At 66.2% G+C, this 23856-nt stretch carries 24 protein-coding genes; 9 read left to right on the top strand and 15 right to left on the bottom strand.

Features of this window, described 5'->3' with window-relative positions; genetic code table 11:
• Positions 1–66: 66 nt before the first annotated feature.
• Entirely contained in the window at positions 67–912 is an 846-nt protein-coding gene (locus NH8B_RS13510) for a 23S rRNA (adenine(2030)-N(6))-methyltransferase RlmJ (protein ID WP_014087798.1), read from the bottom strand.
• Between the two features lie 135 nt (positions 913–1047).
• Positions 1048–1809: a tRNA pseudouridine(65) synthase TruC gene (locus NH8B_RS13505; protein ID WP_014087797.1), complete on the bottom strand. Its 762-nt coding sequence runs from the start codon at positions 1807–1809 to the stop codon at positions 1048–1050.
• 129 nt (positions 1810–1938) lie between these two features.
• Between NH8B_RS13505 and NH8B_RS13500 the strand changes: the two genes are divergently transcribed.
• Genes NH8B_RS13500 through NH8B_RS13490 form a run of 3 tightly spaced genes read left to right on the top strand, consistent with a single transcriptional unit; the run spans position 1939 to position 5056 of the window.
• Positions 1939–3144, top strand: coding sequence for a cation:proton antiporter (locus NH8B_RS13500; RefSeq protein ID WP_014087796.1), 1206 nt, complete (start codon positions 1939–1941; stop codon positions 3142–3144).
• The gene (locus NH8B_RS13495; protein WP_014087795.1) at positions 3141–4256 is read left to right on the top strand and encodes a YbdK family carboxylate-amine ligase; all 1116 of its coding nucleotides are present in this window, start codon (positions 3141–3143) and stop codon (positions 4254–4256) included. The genes NH8B_RS13500 and NH8B_RS13495 overlap by 4 nt, the downstream gene beginning before the upstream one ends.
• A gap of 11 nt (positions 4257–4267) precedes the next feature.
• Positions 4268–5056: a gamma-glutamyl-gamma-aminobutyrate hydrolase family protein gene (locus tag NH8B_RS13490; RefSeq protein ID WP_014087794.1), complete on the top strand. Its 789-nt coding sequence runs from the start codon at positions 4268–4270 to the stop codon at positions 5054–5056.
• A 98-nt stretch (positions 5057–5154) separates the two neighbouring features.
• Here NH8B_RS13490 and NH8B_RS20970 read toward each other — a convergent pair whose 3' ends face one another.
• Positions 5155–5463 (bottom strand): hypothetical protein, encoded by a 309-nt coding sequence (locus NH8B_RS20970; RefSeq protein WP_014087793.1) that lies wholly within the window; start codon positions 5461–5463, stop codon positions 5155–5157.
• Here NH8B_RS20970 and NH8B_RS13485 point away from each other — a divergent pair.
• Positions 5462–6190 (top strand): pseudouridine synthase, encoded by a 729-nt coding sequence (locus NH8B_RS13485; RefSeq protein ID WP_008954526.1) that lies wholly within the window; start codon positions 5462–5464, stop codon positions 6188–6190. The two genes, NH8B_RS20970 and NH8B_RS13485, sit on opposite strands and share 2 nt — an antisense overlap.
• 40 nt (positions 6191–6230) lie before the next feature.
• Positions 6231–7241 carry a hypothetical protein gene (locus tag NH8B_RS13480; protein ID WP_014087792.1) on the top strand — a complete coding sequence of 337 codons (1011 nt, stop codon included), beginning with the start codon at positions 6231–6233 and terminating at the stop codon, positions 7239–7241.
• Between the two features lie 11 nt (positions 7242–7252).
• On the opposite strand, the gene NH8B_RS13475 is transcribed toward NH8B_RS13480, so the two are convergent.
• Together NH8B_RS13475 and NH8B_RS13470 are read right to left on the bottom strand one after the other, a co-directional pair.
• Positions 7253–7651 (bottom strand): putative zinc-binding protein, encoded by a 399-nt coding sequence (locus NH8B_RS13475; RefSeq protein ID WP_014087791.1) that lies wholly within the window; start codon positions 7649–7651, stop codon positions 7253–7255.
• Positions 7652–7723: 72 nt separating this feature from the next.
• Positions 7724–8905, bottom strand: coding sequence for an alkaline phosphatase family protein (locus NH8B_RS13470; RefSeq protein ID WP_014087790.1), 1182 nt, complete (start codon positions 8903–8905; stop codon positions 7724–7726).
• 362 nt (positions 8906–9267) lie between these two features.
• Between NH8B_RS13470 and NH8B_RS13465 the strand changes: the two genes are divergently transcribed.
• The gene (locus NH8B_RS13465; RefSeq protein ID WP_008954530.1) at positions 9268–9615 is read left to right on the top strand and encodes a YkgJ family cysteine cluster protein; all 348 of its coding nucleotides are present in this window, start codon (positions 9268–9270) and stop codon (positions 9613–9615) included.
• Between the two features lie 79 nt (positions 9616–9694).
• On the top strand, positions 9695–10879 hold the full coding sequence (locus tag NH8B_RS13460; RefSeq protein ID WP_014087789.1) for an acetyl-CoA C-acyltransferase: 1185 nt from the start codon (positions 9695–9697) through the stop codon (positions 10877–10879).
• Between the two features lie 42 nt (positions 10880–10921).
• Here NH8B_RS13460 and NH8B_RS13455 read toward each other — a convergent pair whose 3' ends face one another.
• On the bottom strand, positions 10922–12004 hold the full coding sequence (locus NH8B_RS13455; protein WP_014087788.1) for an AI-2E family transporter: 1083 nt from the start codon (positions 12002–12004) through the stop codon (positions 10922–10924).
• A gap of 245 nt (positions 12005–12249) precedes the next feature.
• Positions 12250–14040 (bottom strand): protein-disulfide reductase DsbD, encoded by a 1791-nt coding sequence (gene dsbD / locus NH8B_RS13450; RefSeq protein WP_014087787.1) that lies wholly within the window; start codon positions 14038–14040, stop codon positions 12250–12252.
• Between the two features lie 157 nt (positions 14041–14197).
• Here dsbD and NH8B_RS13445 point away from each other — a divergent pair, with 157 nt between their 5' ends.
• Positions 14198–15007, top strand: a complete 810-nt coding sequence (locus NH8B_RS13445) for an alpha/beta fold hydrolase (protein WP_014087786.1) — start codon at positions 14198–14200, stop codon at positions 15005–15007.
• A gap of 75 nt (positions 15008–15082) precedes the next feature.
• Here the strand turns inward: NH8B_RS13445 and folE2 are convergent, their stop codons facing one another.
• From folE2 to NH8B_RS13405, 8 genes are all read right to left on the bottom strand, one after another.
• Positions 15083–15877: a GTP cyclohydrolase FolE2 gene (gene folE2, locus NH8B_RS13440; protein WP_008954535.1), complete on the bottom strand. Its 795-nt coding sequence runs from the start codon at positions 15875–15877 to the stop codon at positions 15083–15085.
• Positions 15878–15965: 88 nt separating this feature from the next.
• Positions 15966–17261, bottom strand: coding sequence for an MgtC/SapB family protein (locus NH8B_RS13435; RefSeq protein ID WP_014087785.1), 1296 nt, complete (start codon positions 17259–17261; stop codon positions 15966–15968).
• Between the two features lie 18 nt (positions 17262–17279).
• Positions 17280–19136: a 1-deoxy-D-xylulose-5-phosphate synthase gene (gene dxs / locus NH8B_RS13430; RefSeq protein WP_014087784.1), complete on the bottom strand. Its 1857-nt coding sequence runs from the start codon at positions 19134–19136 to the stop codon at positions 17280–17282.
• A 20-nt stretch (positions 19137–19156) separates the two neighbouring features.
• Entirely contained in the window at positions 19157–20053 is an 897-nt protein-coding gene (locus NH8B_RS13425; protein WP_014087783.1) for a polyprenyl synthetase family protein, read from the bottom strand.
• Positions 20043–20276: an exodeoxyribonuclease VII small subunit gene (locus tag NH8B_RS13420; protein ID WP_014087782.1), complete on the bottom strand. Its 234-nt coding sequence runs from the start codon at positions 20274–20276 to the stop codon at positions 20043–20045. The genes NH8B_RS13425 and NH8B_RS13420 overlap by 11 nt, the downstream gene beginning before the upstream one ends.
• A gap of 243 nt (positions 20277–20519) precedes the next feature.
• A complete protein-coding gene (locus NH8B_RS13415) occupies positions 20520–21626 on the bottom strand; it encodes a WD40/YVTN/BNR-like repeat-containing protein (protein ID WP_014087781.1) in 1107 nt (368 codons plus the stop codon).
• A gap of 15 nt (positions 21627–21641) precedes the next feature.
• The gene (locus tag NH8B_RS13410) at positions 21642–21911 is read right to left on the bottom strand and encodes a MoaD/ThiS family protein (RefSeq protein WP_008954541.1); all 270 of its coding nucleotides are present in this window, start codon (positions 21909–21911) and stop codon (positions 21642–21644) included.
• An 83-nt stretch (positions 21912–21994) separates the two neighbouring features.
• Positions 21995–22888, bottom strand: coding sequence for a DMT family transporter (locus NH8B_RS13405; RefSeq protein WP_014087780.1), 894 nt, complete (start codon positions 22886–22888; stop codon positions 21995–21997).
• A gap of 95 nt (positions 22889–22983) precedes the next feature.
• Between NH8B_RS13405 and NH8B_RS13400 the strand changes: the two genes are divergently transcribed.
• On the top strand, positions 22984–23772 hold the full coding sequence (locus tag NH8B_RS13400; RefSeq protein ID WP_014087779.1) for an AraC family transcriptional regulator: 789 nt from the start codon (positions 22984–22986) through the stop codon (positions 23770–23772).
• Positions 23773–23856: the final 84 nt, after the last annotated feature.

The raw sequence follows: 23856 nt of genomic DNA, 5'->3' as shown, positions 1-23856 counted from the left end.
CGACAACAAAAAGCCCACGAAAGTGGGCTTTTTGTCGTGCGGGAACAGATAAGGTTGGCCGAAGCCTCAGTTCTCGTGCTGCTCCAGCGTGAAGCCGGCTTCCTTGTCGAGCCCCAGCACCTCGACCAGGTACGGCATCACCTGCTGCAGCGTGGCGTGTAGCGTCCACGGCGGGTTGAGGATGAACATGCCGCTGCCGTGCATGCCGAAGCCATCCTTGGAGGGGCTTTGCACCGACAGCGTGACGTTGAGCCAGCTCTTCACCGGCAGCTTCTTCAGCTGCTGCGGCAGCTCCTTCGCTTCCTGGCGTTGCAAGCAGGGATACCACACCGCGTAGGTGCCGGTGGCGAAACGCTTCAGCCCTTCCTTGAGCGCCGTCACCACGTGCTGGTAGTCGCGCTTGTCCTCGTACGGCGGATCGATCAGCACCAGAGCGCGGCGCGGCGGCGGCGGCAGGATCGCCTTGATGCCTTCGAAGCCGTTGGCGGCCTGCACCTGCACCCGGCGCCCGGCGTCGGCAAAGTTATTTTGCAGGATCTGGCTGTCGGTGGGGTGCAGTTCGAACAGGCGCAGCTTGTCGCCGGCCGGCATCACCTCGCTGGCCACCAGGGGCGAGCCGGGGTAGAGCCGCAGCCGGCCGTCCGGATTGAGACGGCGCACCACCTCGACGTAGCCGGCCAGCGCCTCGGGTAGGTCGTCGCGCTGCCACAGCCGCGCGATGCCGCTCTCGAATTCGGCGTTCTTGGTGGCGTAGCCTTCTTCCAGCGAGTAGCAACCGGCCCCGGCGTGGGTGTCGACGTACCAGTAGGGCTTGTCCTTCTGCCCGAGGTAGCGCAGCAGTTCGACTTCGACAAAGTGCTTGAGCACGTCGGCGTGGTTGCCGGCGTGAAAGGCGTGACGGTAACTCAGCATGAATCGGTCTTTCTTCGGTCAGGCGCAGATTGTAGCTGATGGCCGGCGACGCCGCTGCCAGAACCTGGCCGCGCCAGGCGGCACATGCCGGCCACACGGCACCCCGCTCGGGCGCGGAGCGGCGCGGGCGCCTGTTCAAAGGTTGGCCGAAGCCGCGCTCCCCAGCCACGCGGACGGCAGCGCGTCCTCCCAGCCCAGGGCGCGCACCACGCCGGCAAAATCGTCGGCCAGCGGCGCGGTCAGGGTCACGGGTTCGCCGCTGACCGGGTGGGCAAAGCGCATTTCCATGCAGGCCAGCAGCAGGCGCTGGCAGCCGAACAGCTCGCCGAACAGCCGGTTGTGCCGGCCCTTGCCGTAGGTGGCGTCGCCGATGATGGGATGGGCGATGTGCTTGAGGTGGCGACGCAGCTGGTGGCGCCGGCCGGTTTCCGGCGTCAGCTCGACCAGCGCGTAGCGGCTTTGCGGGTACTTGTCGACGGCGTACGGCAGCTCCACTGTGGCCAAGCGGCGAAACCGCGTCAGCGCCGCTTGCGGCGCGGTGTCGACCTTCTCGCCCACCCATTCCAGATCGTCCGGGCGGCGCGTCAGCGCGTGCTCGATCTCGCCCTGTTCGTCCGGCCAGCCGCGCACCACCGCCAGGTAGCGCTTGTCGACCTGCTGGCGCTCGAACTGCCAGCTCATCTCGCGTCCCATGTCGCGGTCGAGCGCGAACAACAGCACGCCCGAGGTGCCCTTGTCGAGACGGTGCACCGGGTAGACGCGCTGGCCGATCTGGTCGCGCAACAGCTGGATGGCGAAGCGGGTTTCGTGACGGTCGAGCACGGTGCGGTGCACCAGCAGGCCGGAAGGCTTGTGGATGGCGATCAGGCGTTCGTCGCGGTAAAGAATCGGCAGCATGGGGCGGGTCAGAGGCGGAAGAGCGGGCATTATGCGCGCCGATGTCGTACCGGGAAAGGCCCACCCCGGCGTTGTGCGGCGGCAAAGTGTTCTATGGTGGTAATACGTGAAATGACGTTGGAGAACGCCATGGCCCTGGGTGCAGCGCAGAGTTTCCTGCCTTCCTGGCCTCTGCCGGTCGGTGGTGTGTTCTGGATCGCGGTGACGCTGGTGTTGACCGGGCTGGCCGGCGAGTGGTGCTACCGGCGCCTGGGTTTTCCGCGCATCGTGGCGTATTCCGCCACCGGCATGGCGATCCGCCTGGCCGGAGTGGAACCCATGCTCCGGGTGGACGATTCCGGGTTGCGCGTGGTGCTGGACCTGGCGTTGGCGCTGCTGCTGTTCGAGCTGGGCGCCCGCGTCGACGTGCGCTGGTTGCGGCGCAACCCCTGGCTCTTGGCCAGCAGCGTCGCCGAGGCGGGCTTGAGCTTCGTCGTGGTGGGCTCCCTGCTGTCCTGGTGGGGCGTTTCGCCGCCGGTGGCGCTGAGTGTGGCCGCCATCGCCATGGCGGCGTCGCCGGCCATCGTCAGCCGGGTGGTCAGCGAGTTCCAGTCAGTAGGGCAGGTCACCGAGCGCCTGCTGCTCATGACCACGCTCAACAGCATCTACGCCATCCTGCTGGTCAAGCTGCTCACCGGCTGGATGCACAGTACCGCCGGCAACCCGCTGCTGGCGATCAGCGTGCCGCTGTACGTGCTGGCCGGGTCGCTGCTGGTGGCCTTGCTGCTGGCGGGGGGTGTGGAGCGGCTGTCGCGCAGCATGGCCGTGCAGAGCGAGGCGGCCACCGTGCTGCTGTTCGGCCTGATCCTGCTCGCCACCGCCTTGCTGCAGATGCTGAACCTCTCCACCTTGCTGGCACCGCTGCTGGCTGGGGTGGTGTTCCGCAGCCGGCGGCTGCGGCCGTGGGTCTGCCCCGATCATTTCAGCGCCGCCGGCAGCCTGCTGGTGGTGGTGCTGTTCGTGGTGAGCGGCATGATGCTATCGCCAGGACAGTTGCTGAGCGGTGCCGTGATGGCGCTGATTCTGCTGTCGGGTCGCTTCGTGGCCAAGCTGGTCGGGGTGCTGGCGTTTGCCCGGCTGAGCGGGCTCAGCCTGCGCCAGGGCGTGACGCTGTCGCTGGCGCTGACGCCGCTATCGATCGTGGCCTTCGTGCTGGCGACGGATCTGGGGTTCTCCTTCCCCACGCTGCGCCAGGAGCTGAACTCGGTTTTGCTTGGTGCCGTGGTGCTGATGGAGCTGGCCGGGCCGCTGCTGGTGAAATGGGCGCTGGAGCGCAGCGCGGAGATCAAATCATGAGCCTGGAACGTTTTGCCCCGTCCCGCCCTCTGACCATGGGAGTGGAACTGGAACTTCAGGTGGTCAACCGTCACGACTACGACCTCGCCCCCAGCGTGGAGGACCTGCTGCGTCTGATGAAAGGGATCGATATCCCGGGCGAGGTCAAACCGGAAATCACGGACTGCATGATCGAGCTGTCGACCGGCATCTGCAACAGCTACCAGGAGCTGATCGATCAGCTCGAGCTGATCCGCAACGAGCTGCTGCGCGCCGCCGACAAGCTCAACCTCGGCCTGTGCGGCGGCGGCACCCATCCGTTTCAGCAGTGGACCCAGCGCCAGATCTTCGAAACGCCGCGGTTTCTGCATCTGAATGAGCTGTACGGTTATTTGTCCAAGCAGTTCACCGTGTTCGGCCAACATGTGCACATCGGCTGCCCCGGCCCCGATGAAGCGCTGTGCATGCTGCACGCCTTGTCGCGCTACATTCCGCATTTCATCGCGCTGTCGGCCTCCTCGCCGTACGTGCAGGGAGTGGATACCGGTTTCGATTCGGCCCGCATCAATTCGGTAACGGCCTTTCCGCTCTCGGGCCGGGCACCGTTCCTGCTCTGCTGGGACGATTTTACGCGCTACTTCGAGCACATGACGCGGACCGGCGTGGTCGAAAGCATGAAAGACTTCTATTGGGATATCCGGCCTAAGCCAGAATACGGCACCATCGAGGTGCGCGTGATGGATACGCCGTTGAGCGTGGAGAAGGCGGCCCGCATCGCCGCCTACATCCAGGCCATCGTGCGCCGCCAGCTGGTGGAAAAACCCGACCGGCCGCTCGAGGACGATTACCTGGTGTACAGCTTCAACCGTTTCCAGGCCTGCCGTTTCGGCTTCGACGGCGTGTTTGTCGATCCGCGCACGCTGGAGCATCGCACCATCCGCGACGACATCCTGTTGACGCTCGATATGCTGGAGCCGCACGCCATCGAGCTGGGCAGCGATGGCGCCTGCCGAGAGTTGCGCCTCGATGCCCTGAATCGCGGCAACGATGCCGGCTGGATACGCGCGCTGCAGCGCCAGGAAAACCTGCTGCCCGAGGTGGTGCGGCAGCAGTGCCTGCGTTGGAGCCAGTAAAGCAGACACCTATGGAAAAGAGACCCCTCAAGATAGGGCTATCGGCACGGCTGATGCATACCCCGCCCAAGGAGCTGGGGTTCCGCAACAAGGTGCTCCAGTACATCGAGCAGTCCATCGCGCACTGGGTGATGGCACACGGCGCGCTGGCCTTCATGGTGCCGACTCTCGAGACGGGCGGGGAAGTGCAGCGCTCCAGTCTGTCGATCAAGAGCGTGGTACACGAACTCGACGCCCTGCTGCTGCAGGGCGGGTCCGACGTCTGCCCGCTGAGCTACGGCGAGGAGGCATTGCGGCCGGAGTGGTCGGGCGACCGCATCCGCGACCTCTACGAAATCGAGCTGTTCTGGGAGTTCGTGTTCCAGCGCAAGCCGGTGCTGGGCATCTGTCGCGGGGCCCAGCTGATCAACGTCGCCATGGGCGGGACGCTGTATCAGGACATCCTGACCCAGCATCCGGACGCCCATCCGCATGTCGATGCCGACCTCTACGACAAGTATTCCCACCGCATCGAAATCCTGCCGGAGTCTCACTTGGCGCAACTGTATCCCGAGTATGCCGCGGCCCATGTCAACAGCATTCATCACCAGGCGGTGAAGGACCTGGGGAACGACCTGGCGATCGAGGCGGTGTCGGCGCAGGACCGCATCGTTGAAGCCATCCGCTGGAAGGGAGAGGGTTTTGTCGCCGGTTTTCAGTGGCACCCGGAGTTTCACGGTAGCAATCGCAACCTGCTCGATAGCGCGCCGGCGTTGCTGGATTTCCTGTTTGCCGCCGAACAGCAGCGCGACAGCCGATGATGCATATTGGTTTTTGTTTGTTATTTGAGTTTCAATCGGAATTATAAGAATTTTTACGAATATCGCGATGTCGAATCCGCCGCTATAGTGACGACCTATCAAGCACTGAATGTGAACCGGCGCTTCCGCCCTCGGCGGATCCGGTTCGGGCGCTGTACGCTTTTTGGGGAGTTTCGGCTGTCTTGACGTCGCGCCTTCTCCGATTTCAGGTTTGCTTCGATATTGGTAATTGGTCCCTTGTCCGGGTCCGCCAGCGGCGGGCCCGGTTTTTTTTTGCCGCCTTGAGCGGACCGTCGACGCCCTGCCGTGCGCATGCCGTCATGGCCTCCGCCCGCCTTATCTCCTACAATACGGGCCAGATCAACCGGGCGGCCATGCAGCCGCTTTTTTCTTTCAGGATGTGCCATGGAACCCGTACGCCTTTCTAAACGTCTCGCCGAGCTTGGCATCTGTTCGCGCCGCGAAGCCGACAGCTACATCGAGCAGGGCTGGGTGAAAGTGGACGGCCAGGTGGCGGTGCTCGGCTTCAAGGTGCTGCCGCATCAACACATCGAACTCGACCCGCGCGCGAAGAAGGCGCAGTTGGAGCGCGTCACCATCCTGCTCAACAAACCGGTGGGCTATGTCTCGGGCCAGGCGGAAAAGGGCTACAAGCCCGCCGCCATGCTGGCGGTACCGGCCAATCACTGGGAGGGCGACAAGAGCGGCATCCGCTTCAGCCCCAACCACCTCAAGGGATTGGCGCCGGCCGGCCGGCTCGATATCGATTCGGTCGGCCTCCTGGTGTTGACTCAGGACGGCGTGGTGGCCAAACGGCTGATCGGCGAGAATTCCACTGTGGAAAAGGAGTACCTGGTACGTGTCACCGGCGAGTTGAGCCCCGAAGGCCTGAAACTGCTCAACCACGGCCTGTCGCTCGACGGCCAGCCGCTGCGCCCGGCCAAGGTCAGCTGGCAGAACGAAGACCAGCTGCGTTTCATCCTGCGCGAAGGCAAGAAGCGCCAGATCCGTCGCATGTGCGAGCAGGTCGGCCTGTACGTGGTGGGGCTGAAGCGGGTGCGTATCGGCAACGTCATGCTGGGCGATCTGCCGACTGGCCAATGGCGCTACCTGCGCGAAGACGAGCAGTTCTGACGCGCCATCCAACCCGCCCTCTTTCACTTGGTAATTCCGTATGCTGAAGCGACTGGTCGACCTGTTCCTGAGCCCCCGTCACGGTTCAGCCAAGCCACGGCGGCAGCTGCAGGCCGAGCTGGAGAGGGTGGTCGAGATGGTCGAGCCGCGCCTGCGCCTGGTCACCGGCTATCCGCGCGTGTTGCTGCGGGGCATGGCGCGCACGCTGGATTTTGCCGAGCAGCTGACGCAGGATCTGCCAGAGGTGTTGGAACTGTCCTGGCGCGGCTTCACCAGCGACCGTCGCCTGGGTATGTTCTTTTCCTCGCCTGCCAGTCTGCTCGATCTGCTGCATACCAGTTCCGAACTGGACGCCTTCTTCGCCCGGCCCGGCAACGGCGATGTGGCTTTCTGCCTGCTCATCATGCAGCGCAGCGACAACCAGCGCCTTGGCATGGTCAGCCAGAACGGCGAGGTGGTCGCCGAGGTGCCGCAACTGGTGGTCAGCTTCGACAACCACCGCCTGACCCTGCCCAGCGCCACGCTCGATGAATTTGTCCCGCGCCTGGCCGAGCGGGGGGTAGAGCGCCTCACCGAGGTGATCGCCCGTCGCTTGCGCGACAAGGAGGCACAGCGGGTCGAGCTGGAAAGCGAGCTGCTGCGCGTCGAGCTGAAACTGAAGACCCTGCGCGCTCCCGGCCAGCTCGTGGTGGATGCCATGGCGGACCAGGGGCCGGCCTTGCCCGATTCACCGCAGGCGCTGCAAAGCCGTTTCGAGGCGGTGCGTACCGACCTGGCGGCACTCAAGGCCGAGCTGACCCTGGACGGCAAGCTGCGCGAGGTGCGGCAGATCCTGGAGCATCCGGCCGATTATTTCAGCAGCCGCAGCGTCACGCTCAACCTTGATCGTATGGGGGTGTTGCAGCCGGATGACGAGTCCGGCAATGGCCACCCGATCTGCTTCGAAGAGGTGCTCTTGGGCGAGATGCCGCCGGTGCGCCGTGTGGTAGTGCCCGCCAGGGTTACCCGGCAAGCGATCCGCGAGCTGGAAGAGAATTTCGGCACAGGCTGAACCCAGGCGGTTCAGCCTTTTTTTTCGTGGTCCCAGGGCTGGTCGGCAAGGGTTTCCGACTCGGTCTGTATCTGTGGCCACAGCCGTTCGGCCTCGGCGGCGTCGTAATCGTGATGCTTGCGCTTGATCACGCCGAATTCGGACAGCACCACGTGCCGGTCGGCGCTGACCCCGGCGTTGGCGAGACAGGCCTTGACGCAGGCCAGCGGACAGCCGTCCAGTGCCAGCACCGGCCGGCCGGAGCGGGCCAGTCGCACCAGCGCCGGCACGCCGCCCCCGACTCCCGAGACGCAGGACATCTCGGCCAAGCCTTCGCGGGTCAGCTTCAGGGCAAAATCGTTGGCCATCTGGGCGGCGCTGGAACAGCCGGAGCAGGCGTAGACGAGAGGGAGGGTAGTCTTCGCTTTCATAGCCTTACGTTACGACGGAGGCCAGCCGGATACCATCCCCCCATTAGGGTAGGGGAGCCTAGTCCATGCGGCCTAGCGGCCGTGGAACACGATCAGCGGCACCGTCATCTCCGCCGCGCTGACGCCGGCGTGCACGCCGGGCAGGTAGTAGGGCTTTTCGCCGGGCACGAGGTCGCGCAGGGTCCAGTCGTCCTTCATGATCAGCACCGCTTCGCCGATGCGTTGCGCCAGTTCCGCATGCTGCGGGCCGGGGCCGAAAACGCCTTGCTCCAGCAGCACCCGGCTTGCCAGGCACCAAGCGGCGTGGCCGAGCCGGTGCCGGGCGTTGGCGAGAAAGGCCTCGCAGCGGCCCGGCCGCACGTGGCAGAACGCTACGCGCCGCTCGCCGGACAAGGGGGCGCGCAGATCGGCCACCAGTTCGGGATGGTCTTCCAGATCGATCTGCCGCTCCAGCGGCGCATCGATGAAGCCGTGATCGGCGGTGACCAGCACGGTGACATCCTGGCCACGCAGTGATTCGGTGAATTGCCGGAACGCCTGATCGATCCGTTCGAACAGCAGACGTACCGGCTCGGCTCGCGTGCCGTGGGCGTGCATCGTGCTGTCGAGCTGTGGCAGGTAGCCGTAGACAAAACTCGGGCCACTGTCGGCCTGTATGGTCTGTTGCAGCTGGCTGAACACGTCCTCGATGCCGCGATAGGGTAGGCGCCGGGCCTGCCCCGAGTGCTGGCGGCTGTAGGGCGAGTCGCTGATGTAGGTCGGGTGCAGCACCGTGGCCGGGCGGTCGAAGCGGTCGAACAGAGCGGGTGTCTGGAACAGGGTCTCGGCAACGGCGGCGGCATCGCTGGTGTCGTCTTCCGGCCAGCGCACCGTCAGCGGCAGGGCGGCAACAATGCGCTCCGGGTTGTTCTGGTAAACGTGCCAGCCCGTCAGCCCATGCCGCACCGGTGGCTCGCCGGTCATCAGCGTGGTGATGGCGGCGGCCGTGGTGGGGGGGAAGACCGAGGTCAGCGTGCCGTGCTGGTGCCGGCGCAGAGCGCTCTCCGGCCCGAGCGCCTGCAGCTGCTGTTCTCCCAGTCCGTCGATCACCAGCAGTACCACGTGGTGGCGTGCCGCCAGCCCGGCCAGGGCCGGGTGTCGCAGCGGAGGGTGGCCGATGGGGTAGCCGAGGGCTTCGGCCAACGTGGCGGTGAGATTGAGCAGGCTGTGGCCGCGGTAGTCGGGCCAGCTGGAGCCGGGGCAATGCTGTTGCATGGTGTCGTCTCGCCGTGAGTGTGGGTGGATAAGCGCTGTTGCGCGTTCCCATACCGGTCTCGCGCCGCTGTCGGTGCGTCGCCAAGCTTCTACCGTCGGCCTGAATTTGCCCACAGTAACGTCATTCGCCCATGCCGAGGGTTGCCGCGGGAAGGGCATGAAGGCATTATCCGCCAGAACACCGAACCGTATTCCACTTTGGCTTGGAAGCGATAACGTTGCCGGTGGCGTTACCTGGACCGCGTGCGAATCTTTGGTCCGCTCTGTGGAGCCTTGCCGTGCTGTCTGCGGCGCTGCGCACTGGCCTTCGCGTTCTCATTGCCACTGCTTTTTGGAACTAGCCTGCATCTGGAGCTTCCTTCGTGACGGACCGCCTGCACAATACCTGTCTTTCCTGTGGTGCCTGCTGCGCCGCCTTCCGCGTTACCTTCCACCGTTCCGAGCTCGACTGCGAGCCGGGAGGGCGTGTGCCGGAGCGGCTGGCCGACGAGGAAACCGCCTCCCTGGTGCGGTTGCGTGGCACCGATTACGCCCGGCCGCGCTGCATCGCGCTGGTCGGCAAGATCGGTGAGGAAGTGCGCTGCGGTATCTACGAACATCGGCCGTCACCCTGTCGCGAATTCGCCATGCGTGCCGGTATTGGCGTGTTCGAGGAGGCCTGCAACCGGGCGCGCGCTCAGCATGGCCTGCCGCCGCTGCCTTTGGGATGAGGCCGCTGCAGGGTGATTGATTTTACGTTGACGTTAACGTAATGTAATCGAATCAACGTTCCCTTTATCGAGGTGCAGCATGCAGAACCAGTCTATCGTGATCGTCGGAATGGCCAGGACCCCGATGGGAGGGCTGCAGGGCAGCCTGTCGCCGCTGACGGCGAGCGAACTCGGTGCGGTGGCGATGGCGGCGGCGGTCGAGCGCGCCGGTATCGATGTGGCCAGCGTCGACGAGGTGATCATGGGCTGCGTGCTGCCCGCCGGACAGGGCCAGGCGCCGGCCAGGCAGGCCAGTCTCAAGGCCGGGCTGCCGCTGGCGACCGGTTGCACCACCATCAACAAGATGTGCGGCTCGGGCATGAAGGCGGTGATGCTGGCGCACGATCTGCTACTGGCCGGCTCGGCCAAGGTGATGGTGGCGGGCGGCATGGAAAGCATGTCCAACGCGCCTTACCTGATCCCGAAGGCGCGTGGCGGTCTGCGTCTCGGGCATGGCGAACTCAAGGATCACATGTTCCTCGATGGGCTGGAAGACGCCTACGACAAGGGCAAGCTGATGGGGGTGTTCGCCGAGCTCTGTGCCGAGCGCTTCGGCTTCAGCCGGGTCGCCCAGGACGAGTTCGCGCTGAGCTCGCTGGCGCGCGCGGTGGCGGCGATCGAAAGCGGTGCCTTTGCCGGCGAGATCGCCGCTGTCAAGTTGCCCGGCAGGTCGGGCGAGACCGTGGTCGATACCGACGAGCAGCCGCTCAAGGCCCGCCCGGACAAGATTCCTTCCCTGAAACCCGCCTTCAAGCCGGACGGCACCGTTACGGCGGCCAACGCCAGCTCGATCTCCGACGGCGCTGCGGCGCTGGTGCTGATGAGTGAGGACGAGGCACGCGCACGCGGGCTCACGCCGCTCGCCCGCATTGTCGGCCATAGCACCTTTGCCCAGGAGCCGTCCTGGTTCACCACGGCGCCGGTCGGCGCCATGCGCCAGCTGTTTGCCAAGACCGGCTGGCAGGCCGACGAGGTCGACCTGTTCGAAATCAACGAAGCTTTCGCCGTGGTTACCATGGCCGCGATGCAGGAACTGGGCTTGCCGCACGACAAGGTCAACGTCAACGGCGGCGCCTGCGCGCTGGGGCACCCGATCGGCGCTTCCGGGGCGCGTATCCTGGTCACGCTGATCGCAGCGTTGCAGCGCCGGGGCGGCAAGAAGGGCGTGGCTAGCCTGTGTATCGGCGGCGGCGAGGCCACCGCGCTGGCGCTAGAGCTGGTATGAGGTGAGGGATGACAGGCCGGACGGTGTTCCGGCCTGTTGTTTTCAGGGGCGTTCCGGCTTCGCTTCGGCCTCTTCGTCGTTGTTGAGCCAGAACTGGAACAGCGTGAAGCCGATCGCCAGCAGGGTGGGGCCGATGAACAGGCCGATGATGCCCCAGGCCAGCAGGCCGCCAATGACGCCGAGGAAAATCAGTGACAGCGGCAGTTTGGCGCCCTGGCTGATCAGCAGGGGCTTGAGTACGTTGTCGATGGTGTTGACCAGCAGGAAGCCCCACAGCAGCAGGAACACGCCCATGCCGGTGGCGCCGGTATAGAACACCCAGCCGGCCGCCGGCAGCCAGACCAGCAGGGTCGGCAGTTGGGCCACCGCGATCACGAAACACAGGAAACCGAGCGCCAGAGCGCCGGGTACCCCGGCAATCAGCAGCCCGATCACGCACAGGATGGTCTGGGCCAGTGCGGTGCCGACCACGCCGGTGGTGACGCCGCGTATCGTGCGTGCCACCACTTGAGGCAGCTCGCTGGCCGAGGCTCCGCCCAGTTTGTTGATGACGCGCTCGGCGATGCGCCACAGCGCCTCGCCGTTGGCCAGCAGCAGCCCGGCCACGATGATGGCCATGACGATTTCCAGCAGGCTGACCCCCAGCATTGCCCCGCGTCCCAACAGCCACAGGGCCCCCTGGTTGATCCACGGCTTGAGCCGGGCGAGCAGGCCGGGCAGGTCGGTCTGCGCCGTTACCCAGTACTGGGTGAGCGCTTCACCCGTCAGCGGAATCTTGCCGAGCCAGGCGGGAGGGGGTGGCAAGGTGAAGTTGGCCAGACCGTGGGCGATGCCGTTCAGGTGGGGCAAGGTATCCGTCAGCGTCAGCACCATCAGCCCCAGGGGGACAGCCAGCGCCAGGCCAAGCAGGAGAACCACCAGCAAGGCCGCGAGATTGCCGCGCCCGCGCAGGCACTGGGTCAGGCGCTGGTACAGCGGCCAGGCGGAAATGGCGATGATCACAGCCCAGGTCAGCGCCCCGAGAAAGGGCAGGATGACCTGCAGGCAGGCCCAGACCAGGAGTGCAACGATGGCGACTCGTAGCACGGCCATGACGCCGATTCCGGCAAAACCCTTGTCCAGCATGAATGAACCCCGTCGGGTAAGAGACAAGCCGTCATTCTAGCCGGGAGGAGCAGGCTTGTCCGGCGGGCACGGCAGTCGACGCGGCTTAAGGCGCCAGTTTTTGCAGGTTCGTAGGATGGGTGACGCGCGGCAGAACCCATCCGTTGCGATGGGCTACGGCACTGACTGAGCGAGGCAAGCGTAGCGTCGCGAAGGAATAGTGCCTACACCTATCCTACGTTGCGGCATGTGGGGTGAGCAGGGGCTTAGCGCGCCAGCTTTTGCAGCCGCGCCAGGAACGGCTCGGCTTCCATGAAGCCGATGATGCGATCGGCCTCGCGGCCCTGGCCGTTGAACAGGATGATGCCAGGAGGGCCGAACAGGCCGAAGCGCTTGAGCAGAGCCTGCTGTTCGGCGCTGTTGGCGGTGACGTCGGCACGGATCAGGACGAACTGGTTCAGCTTGTCGGCGACGCGGGCGTTGCCGAAGGTGGACTCGTCCATTTCCTTGCAGGAGACGCACCAGTCGGCGTAGAAGTCGAGCAGCAGCGGTTTGCCGCCGGCACTGGCCAGTTTCGCATCGAGTTCGGCCAGGTTGCCAACGCGCTGGAATACCGGGGTGATGCTGCGTGCCTGGGCATTGCTGCCGCTCAGCCATTTCAGCGGGTAGCGTGGATTGGTCTCGCCACCCAGCACGCCGATCAGCTGGGCGGCACCGATCAGGAACAGCGCGAGGCCGATGGCCTTGCCGATCTTCGCCACCGGATGGGCGTTGCCGGGCAGGTTTTCGAAGGTTTTGAGGAAGACTGCCGAGCCGATGCCCAGCGCCGCCCACAGTAGCATGACCAGCGGGCCGGGCAGGAACGGGGTGGCAAGCCAGATCGACAGGCCCAGCATGACCACGCCGAAGACGCCCTTGACGCCTCGCATCCAGGCCCCGGCGCGAGGCAGGATATGACCGCCGTAGGTGCCGATCAGTATCAGCGGCAGGCCGAGGCCCAGCGCCATGGCGTACAGCGCCGCGCCGCCCAGCACGGCGTCGCCGGTGGTGCCGATATAGCCCAGCGCCAACGCCAGCGGGGGGGCCACGCAGGGACCGATGATCAGCGCGGAGAGCGTTCCCATGCCGAATACGGTGGCGACCTTGCCACCGCTGAGACGGTTGGAGGTTTCGCTCAAGCGCGTCTGCCAGCTGCTGGGTAGCTGGATCGAGAATACGTCGAACATCGACAGCGCGAAGACCACCAGCAGGGCGCTGGCGGTGAGCACCACAGCCGGTTGCTGCAGCCACACCGTGAGCAGCGACCCGGTCAGGCCGGCCACCACGCCGACGGCGGTATAGGTCAGGGCGAGGCCCTGCACGTAGGTCAGCGACAGTTGGAAGCCGCGGCGTCGGGTGAGGGTGTTGCCCTGGCCGGCGATCAGCGAGGACACGATGGGCAGCAGCGGGTACATGCAGGCGGTGAACGCCATGCCGAGTCCGGCCAGGAAAAACGTGCCGAGAGTCGTCAGCCAGCTCTGGCCGGCGAGCCGGATGGCATCGCTCTGGCCGCTGACGGTGCCTGCTACCGCGGTACTGGTCAGCCAGGAGGGCAGGGTCGAGGCGGCCTGGCCGCCCACGGTGAGGGTCTGGGTCAGCGGGGGGTAGCAGACGCCGACGTCGGCGCAGCCCTGGGCGGTGACTTTGAGCTTGAGGCCGTCTGCGGAGGCCGTCGTGAGCGGCACGGTGATGGCGATTTGCTTGTGGTAGACGTTCTGCTTGCCGAAGAACGGATCGTTTTTCACGTCGGCAGTGGGGAAGACCGGCTCGCCGATCTGCCCGGCGGGGTCCGAGACGATGTGGGTGCGGTCGCGGTAGAGGTAGTAGCCGTCGGCGATCTCGAAGATCACGCGCAGGTCGTTGCCGTTTTGTTCGAGGCGGGCGGGAAAGGCCTTTTCCGGCGGCAGCAGGTCTTCCTGCGCCACCGCCAGGGCGAGCGTCGAGGCGCACAACAAGGCCAGCAGCAGGGTCAGGCGCTGCCAGAGGGAAAGCGAAGCAGATCGGGTCACGGTCAACATAACGGCATCGTTCTAGGGGCTAGCTGAAGGACCACGGCACGCGGCCCAGGTTCCGCGACGGACGTTTTGGGAACCCACGTCGCCGGGAAAGCGGAACCGTATGATAGCGCAGCCATCACTCAAATTATCTGACACGAATCAGGGGCAAGGCAAAAACATGAGGGAGATTATTCATTTCGCCCACGCCAACAGTTTTCCGGCGAGCGTGTACCGCAAATTTCTCGCTACCTTGGCCGAACAGTACCAGATCGGCTATCTCGACGCGGTGGGGCACGACCCCGCCTATCCGGTGACCGACGGCTGGCCGTATCTGGTGGACGAGTGCATTCGCCACATCGAACAGTATGGCCGGCCGGTGATCGGGGTCGGCCATTCCCTGGGCGGGGTGTTGCTGCTGTATGCCGCCATGCGCCGGCCGGAACTGTTTCGCGCGCTGGTGATCCTGGACTCACCGCTGTTTGGCCCCTTGCGTTCGCGCACCGTCTGGCTTGCGAAGCGCCTGGGGTTCATCCAGAAGATCACGCCGGGCGGTAATCCGCTGCGCCGGCGTGACAGCTGGCCCAGCGTGCAGCGGGTGCGCGAGTACTTTGCCCACAAACCGGCATTCGCCCGTTTCGATCCGGATTGCTTGGCCGACTACGCCGAACACGGCACCGTGCCCGACGCGCAGGGCGGGCGCCGTCTCAAGTTCCGTCCCCTGGTCGAATACCAGGTATTCGAAGGTTTGCCGCATGATTTGCCTCGTTACCGCGGTCGTCTCACGGTGCCGACGCTGTTGGTGGTGGGGCAGCAGTCGGGGGTACTGAAACCGGCCGACCTGGCTTTTGCCCGGCGTCATTTCGGCATGCAGATCACGCAACAGGCCGGCTCGCACCTGTTCCCGCTGGAGCATCCGGTGGAAACCGCGCAGCGCATCATGGAGCGGCTGCCGGCGCTGCTGTCGCCGCCCGCAGCAGCCGGTCCCTAGCCATACTGCCCTGGCGTGGCGCACAAACAAAAGCGGCATCCCTCGGGGATGCCGCCTAGCTTGCTACGGTAGCGTTCAGCCCTGGCGCTTGTCGCGCTCGATCAGTGCGTAGGCCGAGTGGTTGTGGATGGATTCGAAGTTTTCCGACTCCACCACGTAGGCGTGGATGCGTTCGTCGCGGTCCATCGCGGCGGCGACGTCGCGCACCATGTCCTCGACGAATTTCGGGTTTTCGTAGGCGCGCTCGGTGACGAATTTTTCGTCGGGGCGCTTGAGCAGGCCGTACAGTTCGCACGAGGCCTGGTCTTCGGCGATGTCGATCAGCTCTTCGATCCAGACGTGCTCGTGGGTGCTGGCGGTCAGCGTGACGTGCGAGCGCTGGTTGTGCGCGCCGTACTGCGAGATCTTCTTCGAGCACGGGCACAGGCTGGTCACCGGGACCACCACTTTCATGGTGAAGTGGTACTCGCCGTCGCGCAATTCGCCAACGTAGGTGACTTCGTAATCGAGCAGACTCTGCACCCCGGAAACCGGAGCGGTCTTGTTGACGAAGTAGGGGAAGCTCATCTCGACGTAGCCGGACACGGCCTCGAGGCGCTGCACCATCTCGCGCACGATCTGCTCGAACGAGGCCACGGAAATTTCGCGCTCGTGCTGGTTGAGAATCTCGACGAAGCGCGACATGTGCGTGCCCTTGAAATGGGCCGGCAGGTGCACGTACATATTGAACAGACCGATGGTGTGCTGCACGCCGTTGTCGCGCTCGGCCACCTTGATGGGGTGGCGGATGGATTTGATACCCACCTTGTTGATGGGAATATTGCGGCTGTCGTGCGAGCTTTGCACGTCAGGAATGGTGGTTTGGTTCATTGCGTTATTGTGTAACACACGAGATGGGTACTTGGCGAGTATAACGCCAGAGTAATAGTTGAGTAAAGAAGTCGGAATTGGCCGCTCGTCAAGCGACGCCGGTGCCGAGCAAGAGGAGCCCGCCCAGCATGCCCGCCCCGGAAAGGATGAAGGTCGGCAGGCAGCGCCAGGCCAGGGTGCGTCCGCCCAGGCTTGCGATCAGCCCGAATTTGAACAGGTTGTTGGCGAACACGGCAAGCACCACGCTGATGATGACCTGATGAATGTCCAGACGGTGCTCGCCGAACAGGTTGAGCACGGTGAGGGTGATGGGGTCGACGTCGTTGACACCGGAAATCAGCGCCACGGCGTAGATGCCGCGGCTGCCGTAGAGGTCGTGCAGCCAGGCCGAGCACAGCACCACTACGGCGAACATCAGGGCAAAGCCCAGTGCCAGCTTGAGTTCGGTGGGGTTGGACAGAGTCAGTTCCGGATGGCCGTCCTGGTTCTGGTCGTGGCGAAAGCGCAAGAAGACGGTGATCAGCCCCAGCCCCAGCGCCGGCAGCATCACCATCGCCATGGCGCCCAGCGCCTCCGGCACCAGGATGGCGGCGAGCACGATGAGCCGCAGGAACAGCACGATGTTGGCGAGCAGGATCACGGAGGTGGCGAAACTCAACGATCCCGGGTTGCTGCGTGCCTCGCGGGCGTAGACCAGGCTGGTGGCGGTGGACGACACCATGCCGCCAAGCAGGCCGAGCCAGGGGCCGCTGGCGCGTCCGCCCAGCAGCCGCACCGCGAGGTAGCCGGTCAGGCTGACGCCGACGATCAGCACCACCATGAGCCAGATCTTGTGCGGGTTGAGTGCAAGATAGGGGCCCATGGCGCGGTTGGGCAGGATGGGCAGGATGATGAAGGTGAGGGTGGCGAACTGCAGCAGCGACAGCAGGTCGCGCCGCTCCAGCTTGCGGGCGATGCCGGTGAGTTCGGGTTTGAGGTAGAGCAGTGCTGTGGCGAGAATGGCGGTGGCGATGGCCAGTTCGCTCTGGTTGTACCACACCAGGGCGCCCAGGCCGTAGGCCAGCATCAGGCTGACCAGGGTGGTGGTGCGCGGCTCCTGCACCTCGGCTTCCTGGTGTCCCTCGGGCAGAAAGCCCAGCGCGATCACCCCGGCGAGCCCGACGGCGACCAGTGCCGGGGTGGCGGTCATCTGCCCCAGCATGGTGAGCATGGTGCCCAGCATGGCGGCGAGCGGGAAGGTGCGGATGCCAGCCAGCGGGTGCTGCTTGCGTTCGCGCTCCACCCCCAGCAGCAGGCCGATGGCGAGGCTGGTGACGAAGCGCGGCAGCACTGCGAACGGCGTGCCTTCCAGGTTCAGCCATGCCTCCACGCCGATGCCGCTCATGCCGGCTCCTTAGTCGGTTTATCGCGATGCCAGACGGGCTGCGATGCTCGCTTCGATGCCTTTGGCGTCGAGGCCGCAGTCGGCCAGCAGCAAGGCAGGGTCTCCATGTTCAACATAGTCGTCGGGCAGGCCCAACTGCAAGACAGGGGCGGTGATGCCCAGGGCCTCGATGGCTTCGACGCAGGCCGAGCCGGCACCGCCCATGACGACGTTTTCTTCCACGGTGACGATCAGCTCGTGGCTTTCGGCCAGGCTCTTGATCAGCCCGGTGTCCAGCGGCTTGACGAAGCGCATGTCGGCCACGGTGGCGTCGAAGGCTTCGGCGGCCTGCAAGGCCGGCGTCACCATGCTGCCGAAGGCGAGGATGGCGACACGGCCCTGGCCCTGGCGGCGGATGTGGCCGCGGCCGATCGGCAGCGCGCTCATCTCGTGCTGGATGTGAGCGCCGGGGCCGGTGCCGCGCGGGTAGCGCACGGCGGTCGGGGTGTCGAGCGTGAACGCGGTGTACAGCATCTGGCGGCATTCGTTCTCGTCGGACGGCGCCATCACCGTCATGTTGGGAATGCAGCGCAGGTAGGAGATGTCGAAGGCTCCAGCGTGGGTCGGGCCGTCGGCGCCGACCAGGCCGGCGCGGTCGATGGCGAACACCACCGGCAGGTTCTGCAGCGCCACGTCGTGGATCAGCTGGTCGTAACCGCGTTGCAGGAAGGTGGAGTAGATCGCCACCACCGGCTTCATGCCGTCGCAGGCCAGCCCCGCCGCGAAGGTGACGGCGTGCTGTTCGGCGATGGCGACGTCGAAGTAGCGGTCCGGATGTTCTTTCTCGAAGCGCACCAGGCCGGAGCCTTCGCGCATCGCCGGGGTGATGCCGACCAGGCGCGTGTCGTGCTTGGCCATGTCGCAGATCCAGTCGCCGAAGATCTGGGTGTAGCTCGGCTTGCTGTTGCCCGATTTGCCGCCCGAGAGGCCGTTGGCGGGGTCGAACTTGGTGACGCCGTGATACGCCACCGGGTCGTTTTCGGCCAACTTGTAGCCTTGGCCCTTCTTGGTGACGATGTGCAGGAACTGCGGCCCTTTCAGGCTCTTGATGTTCTTCAGCGTGTCGACCAGCACGTGAAGGTCGTGGCCGTCGATCGGGCCGATGTAGTTGAAGCCGAATTCCTCGAACAGGGTGCCCGGGGTGAACATGCCCTTGACGTGTTCTTCGACCTTGCTGGCGATCTCGCGCAGCGGCGGGGCGATGCCCAGCACCTTGCTCGAGCCCTGCTTCATGGCGGCGTAGAAGCGGCCGGACATCAGCTTGGCGAGGTAGTTGTTGAGCGCGCCGACGTTGGGCGAGATCGACATGTCGTTGTCGTTGAGGACCACCAGCATGTCAAGGTCCATCGCCCCGGCGTTGTTGAGCGCCTCGAAGGCCTGGCCGGCGGTCATGGCGCCGTCGCCGATGATGGCCACGCTCTTGCGCTCGATGCCCTGCGCCTTGGCCGCCGCCGCCATGCCCAGCGCGGCGCTGATCGAGGTGGAGGAGTGGCCGACGCCGAAGGTGTCGTATTCCGATTCCTCGCGCTTGGGGAAGCCCGCCAGGCCGCCTTTCTGGCGCATGGTGTGCATCATGCCGCGGCGCCCGGTGAGGATTTTGTGCGGGTAGGTCTGATGGCCCACGTCCCACACCAGGCGGTCGTGCGGGGTGTCGAAGACGTAGTGGAGCGCGATGGTCAGTTCGATGCTGCCGAGATTGGAAGCGAAGTGACCGCCGGTCTTGCTCACCGACTCCACCAGGAACTGGCGCAGTTCGCCTGCCAGCTGCGGCAGTTCGTGGCGCGCCAGGCGCTTCAGGTCGGCCGGATAGTTGATCGTGTCGAGCAGCGGGTACATGTGTGCGTGTGTGTGCTGTTTTAGAAGGAGCGGGCGACGATGTAGTCGGCCAGGTCCTTGAGTCGTTGGGCCGCGGGGCCGAATCCGTCCAGTGCGGCGAAGGCTTCGTCGCGCAGTTCGCGGGCGAAGGCGCGCGCTTCGGCCAGGCCCATCAGGCTGACGTAGGTCGGCTTGTCGTTGGCGGCGTCCTTGCCGGCGGTCTTGCCGAGGGTGGCGGTGTCGGCATCGACGTCGAGCACGTCGTCGACCACCTGGAAGGCGAGCCCGATGCGCTTGGCGAAGTGGTCGAGCCGCTCGGTTTGCTCGGCCGACAGCGGGGTGCCGGCGAGCGCGCCCAGCAGCACCGCGGCGCGGATCAGCGCGCCGGTCTTGAGGCAGTGCATGTATTCCAGCTCGGGCAGCGACAGCGTCTGGCCGACACTGGCCAGGTCGATGGCCTGGCCGCCGGCCATGCCGCCGTGGCCCGAGGCGCGCGCCAGGGTGCGCACCATCTCCAGCTGGGCGGCGGCAGCGACGCCGTCCAGCGGCGTGGCCAGTACATCGAAGGCCAGGGTCTGCAGTGCGTCGCCGACCAGGAGCGCGGTGGCGTCGTCGAAGGCGACGTGACAGGTGGGCTTGCCGCGGCGCAGGACGTCGTCGTCCATGCACGGCATGTCGTCGTGCACCAGCGAGTAGGCATGGATCATTTCCACCGCCGCGCCGATGCGTGCCAGGTGCTCGGGGTTGGCCGAAACCAGTTCGCCGGCGGCGTGTACCAGGAGCGGGCGCACGCGCTTCCCGCCGTCCAGCGTGCTGTAGCGCATCGCCTCGTGCAGGCGTTGGGGGGCGGACTCGGGGTTGGGCAGGAGGCGCGCGAGCGCGTCTTCCATGGTTTGCTGGATGCCGGTCATCCAGCCGATGAAGTTGTCATTGGCCATTCGGCAGATCCAGCGTTTTGAGTTCGTTGTTTTCGAGGATTTTCAGCTGCTGCTCGGCGTCGGCCAGCTTGCCCTGGCAGAACTTGATCAGCTCGACCCCCTGCTTGTACGAGGTCAGGGCTGTCTCCAGCGGCATGTCGCCGCTTTCCATCGCCTGGATGATGTCCTCCAGCTGGGCCAGCGAGGCTTCGAAACTGGCCGGGGCTTTGGTGGATTTGGCCATGGCGGTCCTTCCATGTTCTTGGAGTAAGACCGCCATTTTACGGGGTTTGCCCCTCGCCTGTCAGCGCGGGGGAAGCGAATTGTTGACGTGGGCGGTTGCGGGGGAGCGGTCCGGCTTGCGGGCGGAGTCACGAAAACCGAACTGGGCGGCCATCCGCTCTGCCGGCACTGGCAATGCGGGGCAAGCCAGGGGCGGGTGCATGATGCGGCCGGGCATGGGGCGCCGGGCGGCGATGCCGTGGGATCAGCCGAAACGCACGCAATAGATCGGTGGCAGGTGCGCCGACAGGCACTGCCAGTGCTCCCCGCCGTTTTCGCTCAGCCACAACCCGCCGGTGGTGGAGCCCATGGCCAGGCGTAGGCCCGTGGCGTCCACCGCCAGGCCGTGGCGGTAGACCAGGTCGTAGGCGGGGGGCGGCGGCAGGCCGTCGTCCAGGGGCTCGAAGCTGGCGCCGCCGTCCTGGGTGCGCGTGACGACGAAGCGCGCGTCCACCGGGACACGGCATGCGTCCTTGACGGCCGGGACGAACCAGGCCGTGTCGGGCTCCAGCGGGTGCACGGCGACGGCGAAGCCGAAGCTGGAGGGTTGGGCGAAGAGCCGCTGCCACTGCGCGCCGCCGTCGTGGGAGCGGAAGATGCCGTTGTGATGCTGTACCCACAGCGCCTCGGGCGCGCCCGCGCATTGCACCAGGCGGTGCGGGTCCTGGATGTTCGGGTCTTCGCGCCGTTCGGGCGGCATGTAGTCGGCCTCCAGGCCGGCGCTGGTGCAATCCCAGCTGGCCCCGCCGTCATGGCTCTGCCACACGCCGCCGCAGGAGACGGCGAGGGTGAGGTGGCGGCTGTCGCGCGGGTCGACGCAGATGGAGTGGATGCCGGGGGCGTCATAGCCGCCGCCGAACCATTCCGCGCGCTCCGGGCGGTCCCACAGCGGGCGGTTCAGCACCCAGCTGTCGCCGCCGTCGTCGGAGCGGAACAGGCCGCCCGGGATGGTGCCGGCCCACAGGACGCCCGGCTGGTCGGGGCCGCCGGGTTCCAGCGCCCAGATCTGCTGCAGCGACCAGGGCGCGGCGGGCGGGTGATCCGGCAAGGGCTCGGGCAGCGGGTCGGGCTGCGGCGGGTACACCGGCACCGCGCACGGCTCCCAGTCCGTGGCGCCGGCGCGGCGCCGCCACAGCTTGACGCCGAAATGGCCGAGGTTGAGGGCGGCGTACAGCGTGTCGTCGCGCGGGTCGGCCAGCGTCATGCTGACCGGTTCGCCGAGGAAATGGGTCTCTGTGGTCTGCCACCGACCATCATGGTGGTGCAGGATGAACAGCCCTTTGCGCGTGGCAACGAGGAGTCGGTCGTTCATGGCGGGAGTCCTGTATCAGCCGCCGGAGAGCGCCTGCACCACGTAGATGCGGCTGTCGGGAGCAACGTGGTCGCCCAGGCGCTGGCGGTCGCGGATGGCGTGGCCGTCGACGAAGATGGCCATGTGGCGGCGCAACTGTCCCTGGTCGTCGAGGAGGTAGCCGCGCAGCTCCGGCTGCAGTGCAAACACCGCCTCCAGCGCCGCCCCGACGGTCGGCGCGACGACCTCCCGTTCCGGACAGACGATGTGACGCTGGATGGCGGCGGCGAAGGTGATGTGGGGCATGGCAAAACGCCGTGGCGACGGACATCTTCACAGTGTAGGCCATGGTGCCGGGCTTGCCCGTCGGCAGCCCGCCGCGCCCGGGCTCACCCCGCCTGCAGTCGCCAGCGCTTGAGCACGCTGCCGAAGCCGCCCTGGGTCAGGCTTACCCCGAGCAGAATCAGCCCGCCGCCCAGCCAGTGGTGGGCGTGGATGGTTTCGCCTAGCAGGGCGCTGGCGATCAGGGCGGTGAACAGCGGCAGCAGGTTCATGAAGATGGCGGTGCGTTCGCTGCCCAGCCGTTCGATGCCGCGCATCCAGAAGTAGGCCGCCAGCACCGACGAGGCGATGCCGGCGAACAGCACCAGCCCGACGCCTTGCCGCGGGATGGCCAGGCTGTCGGCGGTGAGCGCCAGCGGCGCCAGCATCGCCACCGCCAGCAGCACTTGCACGTACAGGTTGAGCCACGGTCCGAACGGCGGCGCCCAGCGCTTGAGCAGGATGCCGTATAGAGCATAGGCGGTCGATCCGACCAGGATCAGCGCGTCGCCACGGTTGACGCCGGCGGCGAGCAGGCTGGCCGGATCGCCCCGGCCCAGCAGGTAGAGCACGCCCGCCAGCGACAGGGCCACGCCCAGTACCGCCGCCGGGCCGACACGTTGGCCGAACACCAGGCCGTTCAGCAGCAGGCCCAGGAGCGGGATCAGCGCGCAGATCACGCCCATATTGGTGGCGCTGGTACTGTGCGCGGCGTAATAGGCCAGGCACTGGTACAGCACCATGCCGAGCACGGCCAGCACGGCAAAGCGCGGCAGATGAGGGAGCAGGGCGCGGCGCTGGCGCCACAGGGGGCGCAGGCAGAACGGGCTGAGCACCAGCGCGGCCACCAGCCAGCGGTAGAAGGAGATCGCGGCGGGGTCGAACAGCGTGGCGGCGGCCTTGGACACCACGGTATTGGCGGCCCAGATCAGCACTGCCAGCAGGGGGAACAGCACGGGCATGACCGGCTCCTCGGATGGAATACCGCTAGTGTAATACTGTCGTTTTTTCTGCTTATAATGCGAACCAGACAAAGCAATGAGGCGAAGCCGACAACATGGACCTGCCCTATACCGACACCGACCGACAGCTGCCTCCGCCGGCGCCGCTGCACTTCCGCTACGACCAGTTCGAGCCTCATACCGGCTTCGAGCTGCACCGCCATCCCTGGGGGCAGCTCAACCGCATTAGCCTGGGGCTGATCGAGCTGGAGCTGGAGGGGCGCAAGCTGACCGCGCCGGCCGACTACCTGGTGTGGGTACCCGCAGACCTGCCGCACGCGGCCTACGTGCGGCTGGCGATGGAGTACACCTCGGTCTACGTCGACGATGCGCTGGCGGCGCGCCTGCCCGCCACGGCCTGCCTGATCGCCCAGACCCCGGTGGTGCGGGCCTTGCTGGAGGATTTCTGCCAGCGCCGCGTGACGGCCATGGCCGACGACTGGGACGTGCGCCAAGCCGAGCTGCTGGTGGAACACTTGGTGCGGGCGGGGGCCGAGGACAGCTATCTGCCGGAAAGCACCGACCGTCAGCTGGCGCCGATCCTGCACGCCATCCGTCTCGACCCGGCCGACGCCACCACGCTGGCGCAGTGGGCTGAACACGTCCACAGCACCGAGCGCACCCTGGCGCGGCGCTTTCAGCGCGAACTGGGCATGAGCTTCGTGCAGTGGCGCAACCGCGTCCGTCTGCTGCAGGCGCTGGCGTGGCTGAAGGAGGGCTGGCCGGTGCAGGAGATTGCCGCGCGCCTGAGCTACGGCACCGCCTCGGCGTTCATCGCGATGTTCCGCAAGCAGATGGGGTTCTCGCCGGAGCGCTACCGGCGCCAGCTGCGCGGCGAAGCATAGGGGGCGGGGCGGACGGGCCGAGGCGTTGCCAGTGCGGACTTGGTGGGAGGGCGGCGCCCAGCATCGCCCCTTCCTCCTTGCCGG

The organism is Pseudogulbenkiania sp. NH8B (assembly GCF_000283535.1).
Taxonomy (GTDB): domain Bacteria; phylum Pseudomonadota; class Gammaproteobacteria; order Burkholderiales; family Chromobacteriaceae; genus Pseudogulbenkiania; species Pseudogulbenkiania ferrooxidans.
The sequence above is the reverse complement of the archived record's forward strand: the minus strand, read 5'-3'. Positions and strand labels throughout refer to the sequence as shown.

Excerpts from the sequence above, each read along its gene's own strand:
- NH8B_RS13510 (WP_014087798.1), bottom strand. The coding sequence starts at position 912 with ATGCTGAGTTACCGTCACGCCTTTCACGCCGGCAACCACGCCGACGTG.
- NH8B_RS13505 (WP_014087797.1), bottom strand. The coding sequence starts at position 1,809 with ATGCTGCCGATTCTTTACCGCGACGAACGCCTGATCGCCATCCACAAG.
- NH8B_RS13500 (WP_014087796.1), top strand. The coding sequence starts at position 1,939 with ATGGCCCTGGGTGCAGCGCAGAGTTTCCTGCCTTCCTGGCCTCTGCCG.
- NH8B_RS13495 (WP_014087795.1), top strand. The coding sequence starts at position 3,141 with ATGAGCCTGGAACGTTTTGCCCCGTCCCGCCCTCTGACCATGGGAGTG.
- NH8B_RS13490 (WP_014087794.1), top strand. The coding sequence starts at position 4,268 with ATGGAAAAGAGACCCCTCAAGATAGGGCTATCGGCACGGCTGATGCAT.
- NH8B_RS13485 (WP_008954526.1), top strand. The coding sequence starts at position 5,462 with ATGGAACCCGTACGCCTTTCTAAACGTCTCGCCGAGCTTGGCATCTGT.
- NH8B_RS20970 (WP_014087793.1), bottom strand. The coding sequence starts at position 5,463 with ATGGCACATCCTGAAAGAAAAAAGCGGCTGCATGGCCGCCCGGTTGAT.
- NH8B_RS13480 (WP_014087792.1), top strand. The coding sequence starts at position 6,231 with ATGCTGAAGCGACTGGTCGACCTGTTCCTGAGCCCCCGTCACGGTTCA.
- NH8B_RS13475 (WP_014087791.1), bottom strand. The coding sequence starts at position 7,651 with ATGAAAGCGAAGACTACCCTCCCTCTCGTCTACGCCTGCTCCGGCTGT.
- NH8B_RS13470 (WP_014087790.1), bottom strand. The coding sequence starts at position 8,905 with ATGCAACAGCATTGCCCCGGCTCCAGCTGGCCCGACTACCGCGGCCAC.
- NH8B_RS13460 (WP_014087789.1), top strand. The coding sequence starts at position 9,695 with ATGCAGAACCAGTCTATCGTGATCGTCGGAATGGCCAGGACCCCGATG.
- NH8B_RS13455 (WP_014087788.1), bottom strand. The coding sequence starts at position 12,004 with ATGCTGGACAAGGGTTTTGCCGGAATCGGCGTCATGGCCGTGCTACGA.
- dsbD (WP_014087787.1), bottom strand. The coding sequence starts at position 14,040 with ATGTTGACCGTGACCCGATCTGCTTCGCTTTCCCTCTGGCAGCGCCTG.
- NH8B_RS13445 (WP_014087786.1), top strand. The coding sequence starts at position 14,198 with ATGAGGGAGATTATTCATTTCGCCCACGCCAACAGTTTTCCGGCGAGC.
- folE2 (WP_008954535.1), bottom strand. The coding sequence starts at position 15,877 with ATGAACCAAACCACCATTCCTGACGTGCAAAGCTCGCACGACAGCCGC.
- NH8B_RS13435 (WP_014087785.1), bottom strand. The coding sequence starts at position 17,261 with ATGAGCGGCATCGGCGTGGAGGCATGGCTGAACCTGGAAGGCACGCCG.
- dxs (WP_014087784.1), bottom strand. The coding sequence starts at position 19,136 with ATGTACCCGCTGCTCGACACGATCAACTATCCGGCCGACCTGAAGCGC.
- NH8B_RS13425 (WP_014087783.1), bottom strand. The coding sequence starts at position 20,053 with ATGGCCAATGACAACTTCATCGGCTGGATGACCGGCATCCAGCAAACC.
- NH8B_RS13420 (WP_014087782.1), bottom strand. The coding sequence starts at position 20,276 with ATGGCCAAATCCACCAAAGCCCCGGCCAGTTTCGAAGCCTCGCTGGCC.
- NH8B_RS13415 (WP_014087781.1), bottom strand. The coding sequence starts at position 21,626 with ATGAACGACCGACTCCTCGTTGCCACGCGCAAAGGGCTGTTCATCCTG.
- NH8B_RS13410 (WP_008954541.1), bottom strand. The coding sequence starts at position 21,911 with ATGCCCCACATCACCTTCGCCGCCGCCATCCAGCGTCACATCGTCTGT.
- NH8B_RS13405 (WP_014087780.1), bottom strand. The coding sequence starts at position 22,888 with ATGCCCGTGCTGTTCCCCCTGCTGGCAGTGCTGATCTGGGCCGCCAAT.
- NH8B_RS13400 (WP_014087779.1), top strand. The coding sequence starts at position 22,984 with ATGGACCTGCCCTATACCGACACCGACCGACAGCTGCCTCCGCCGGCG.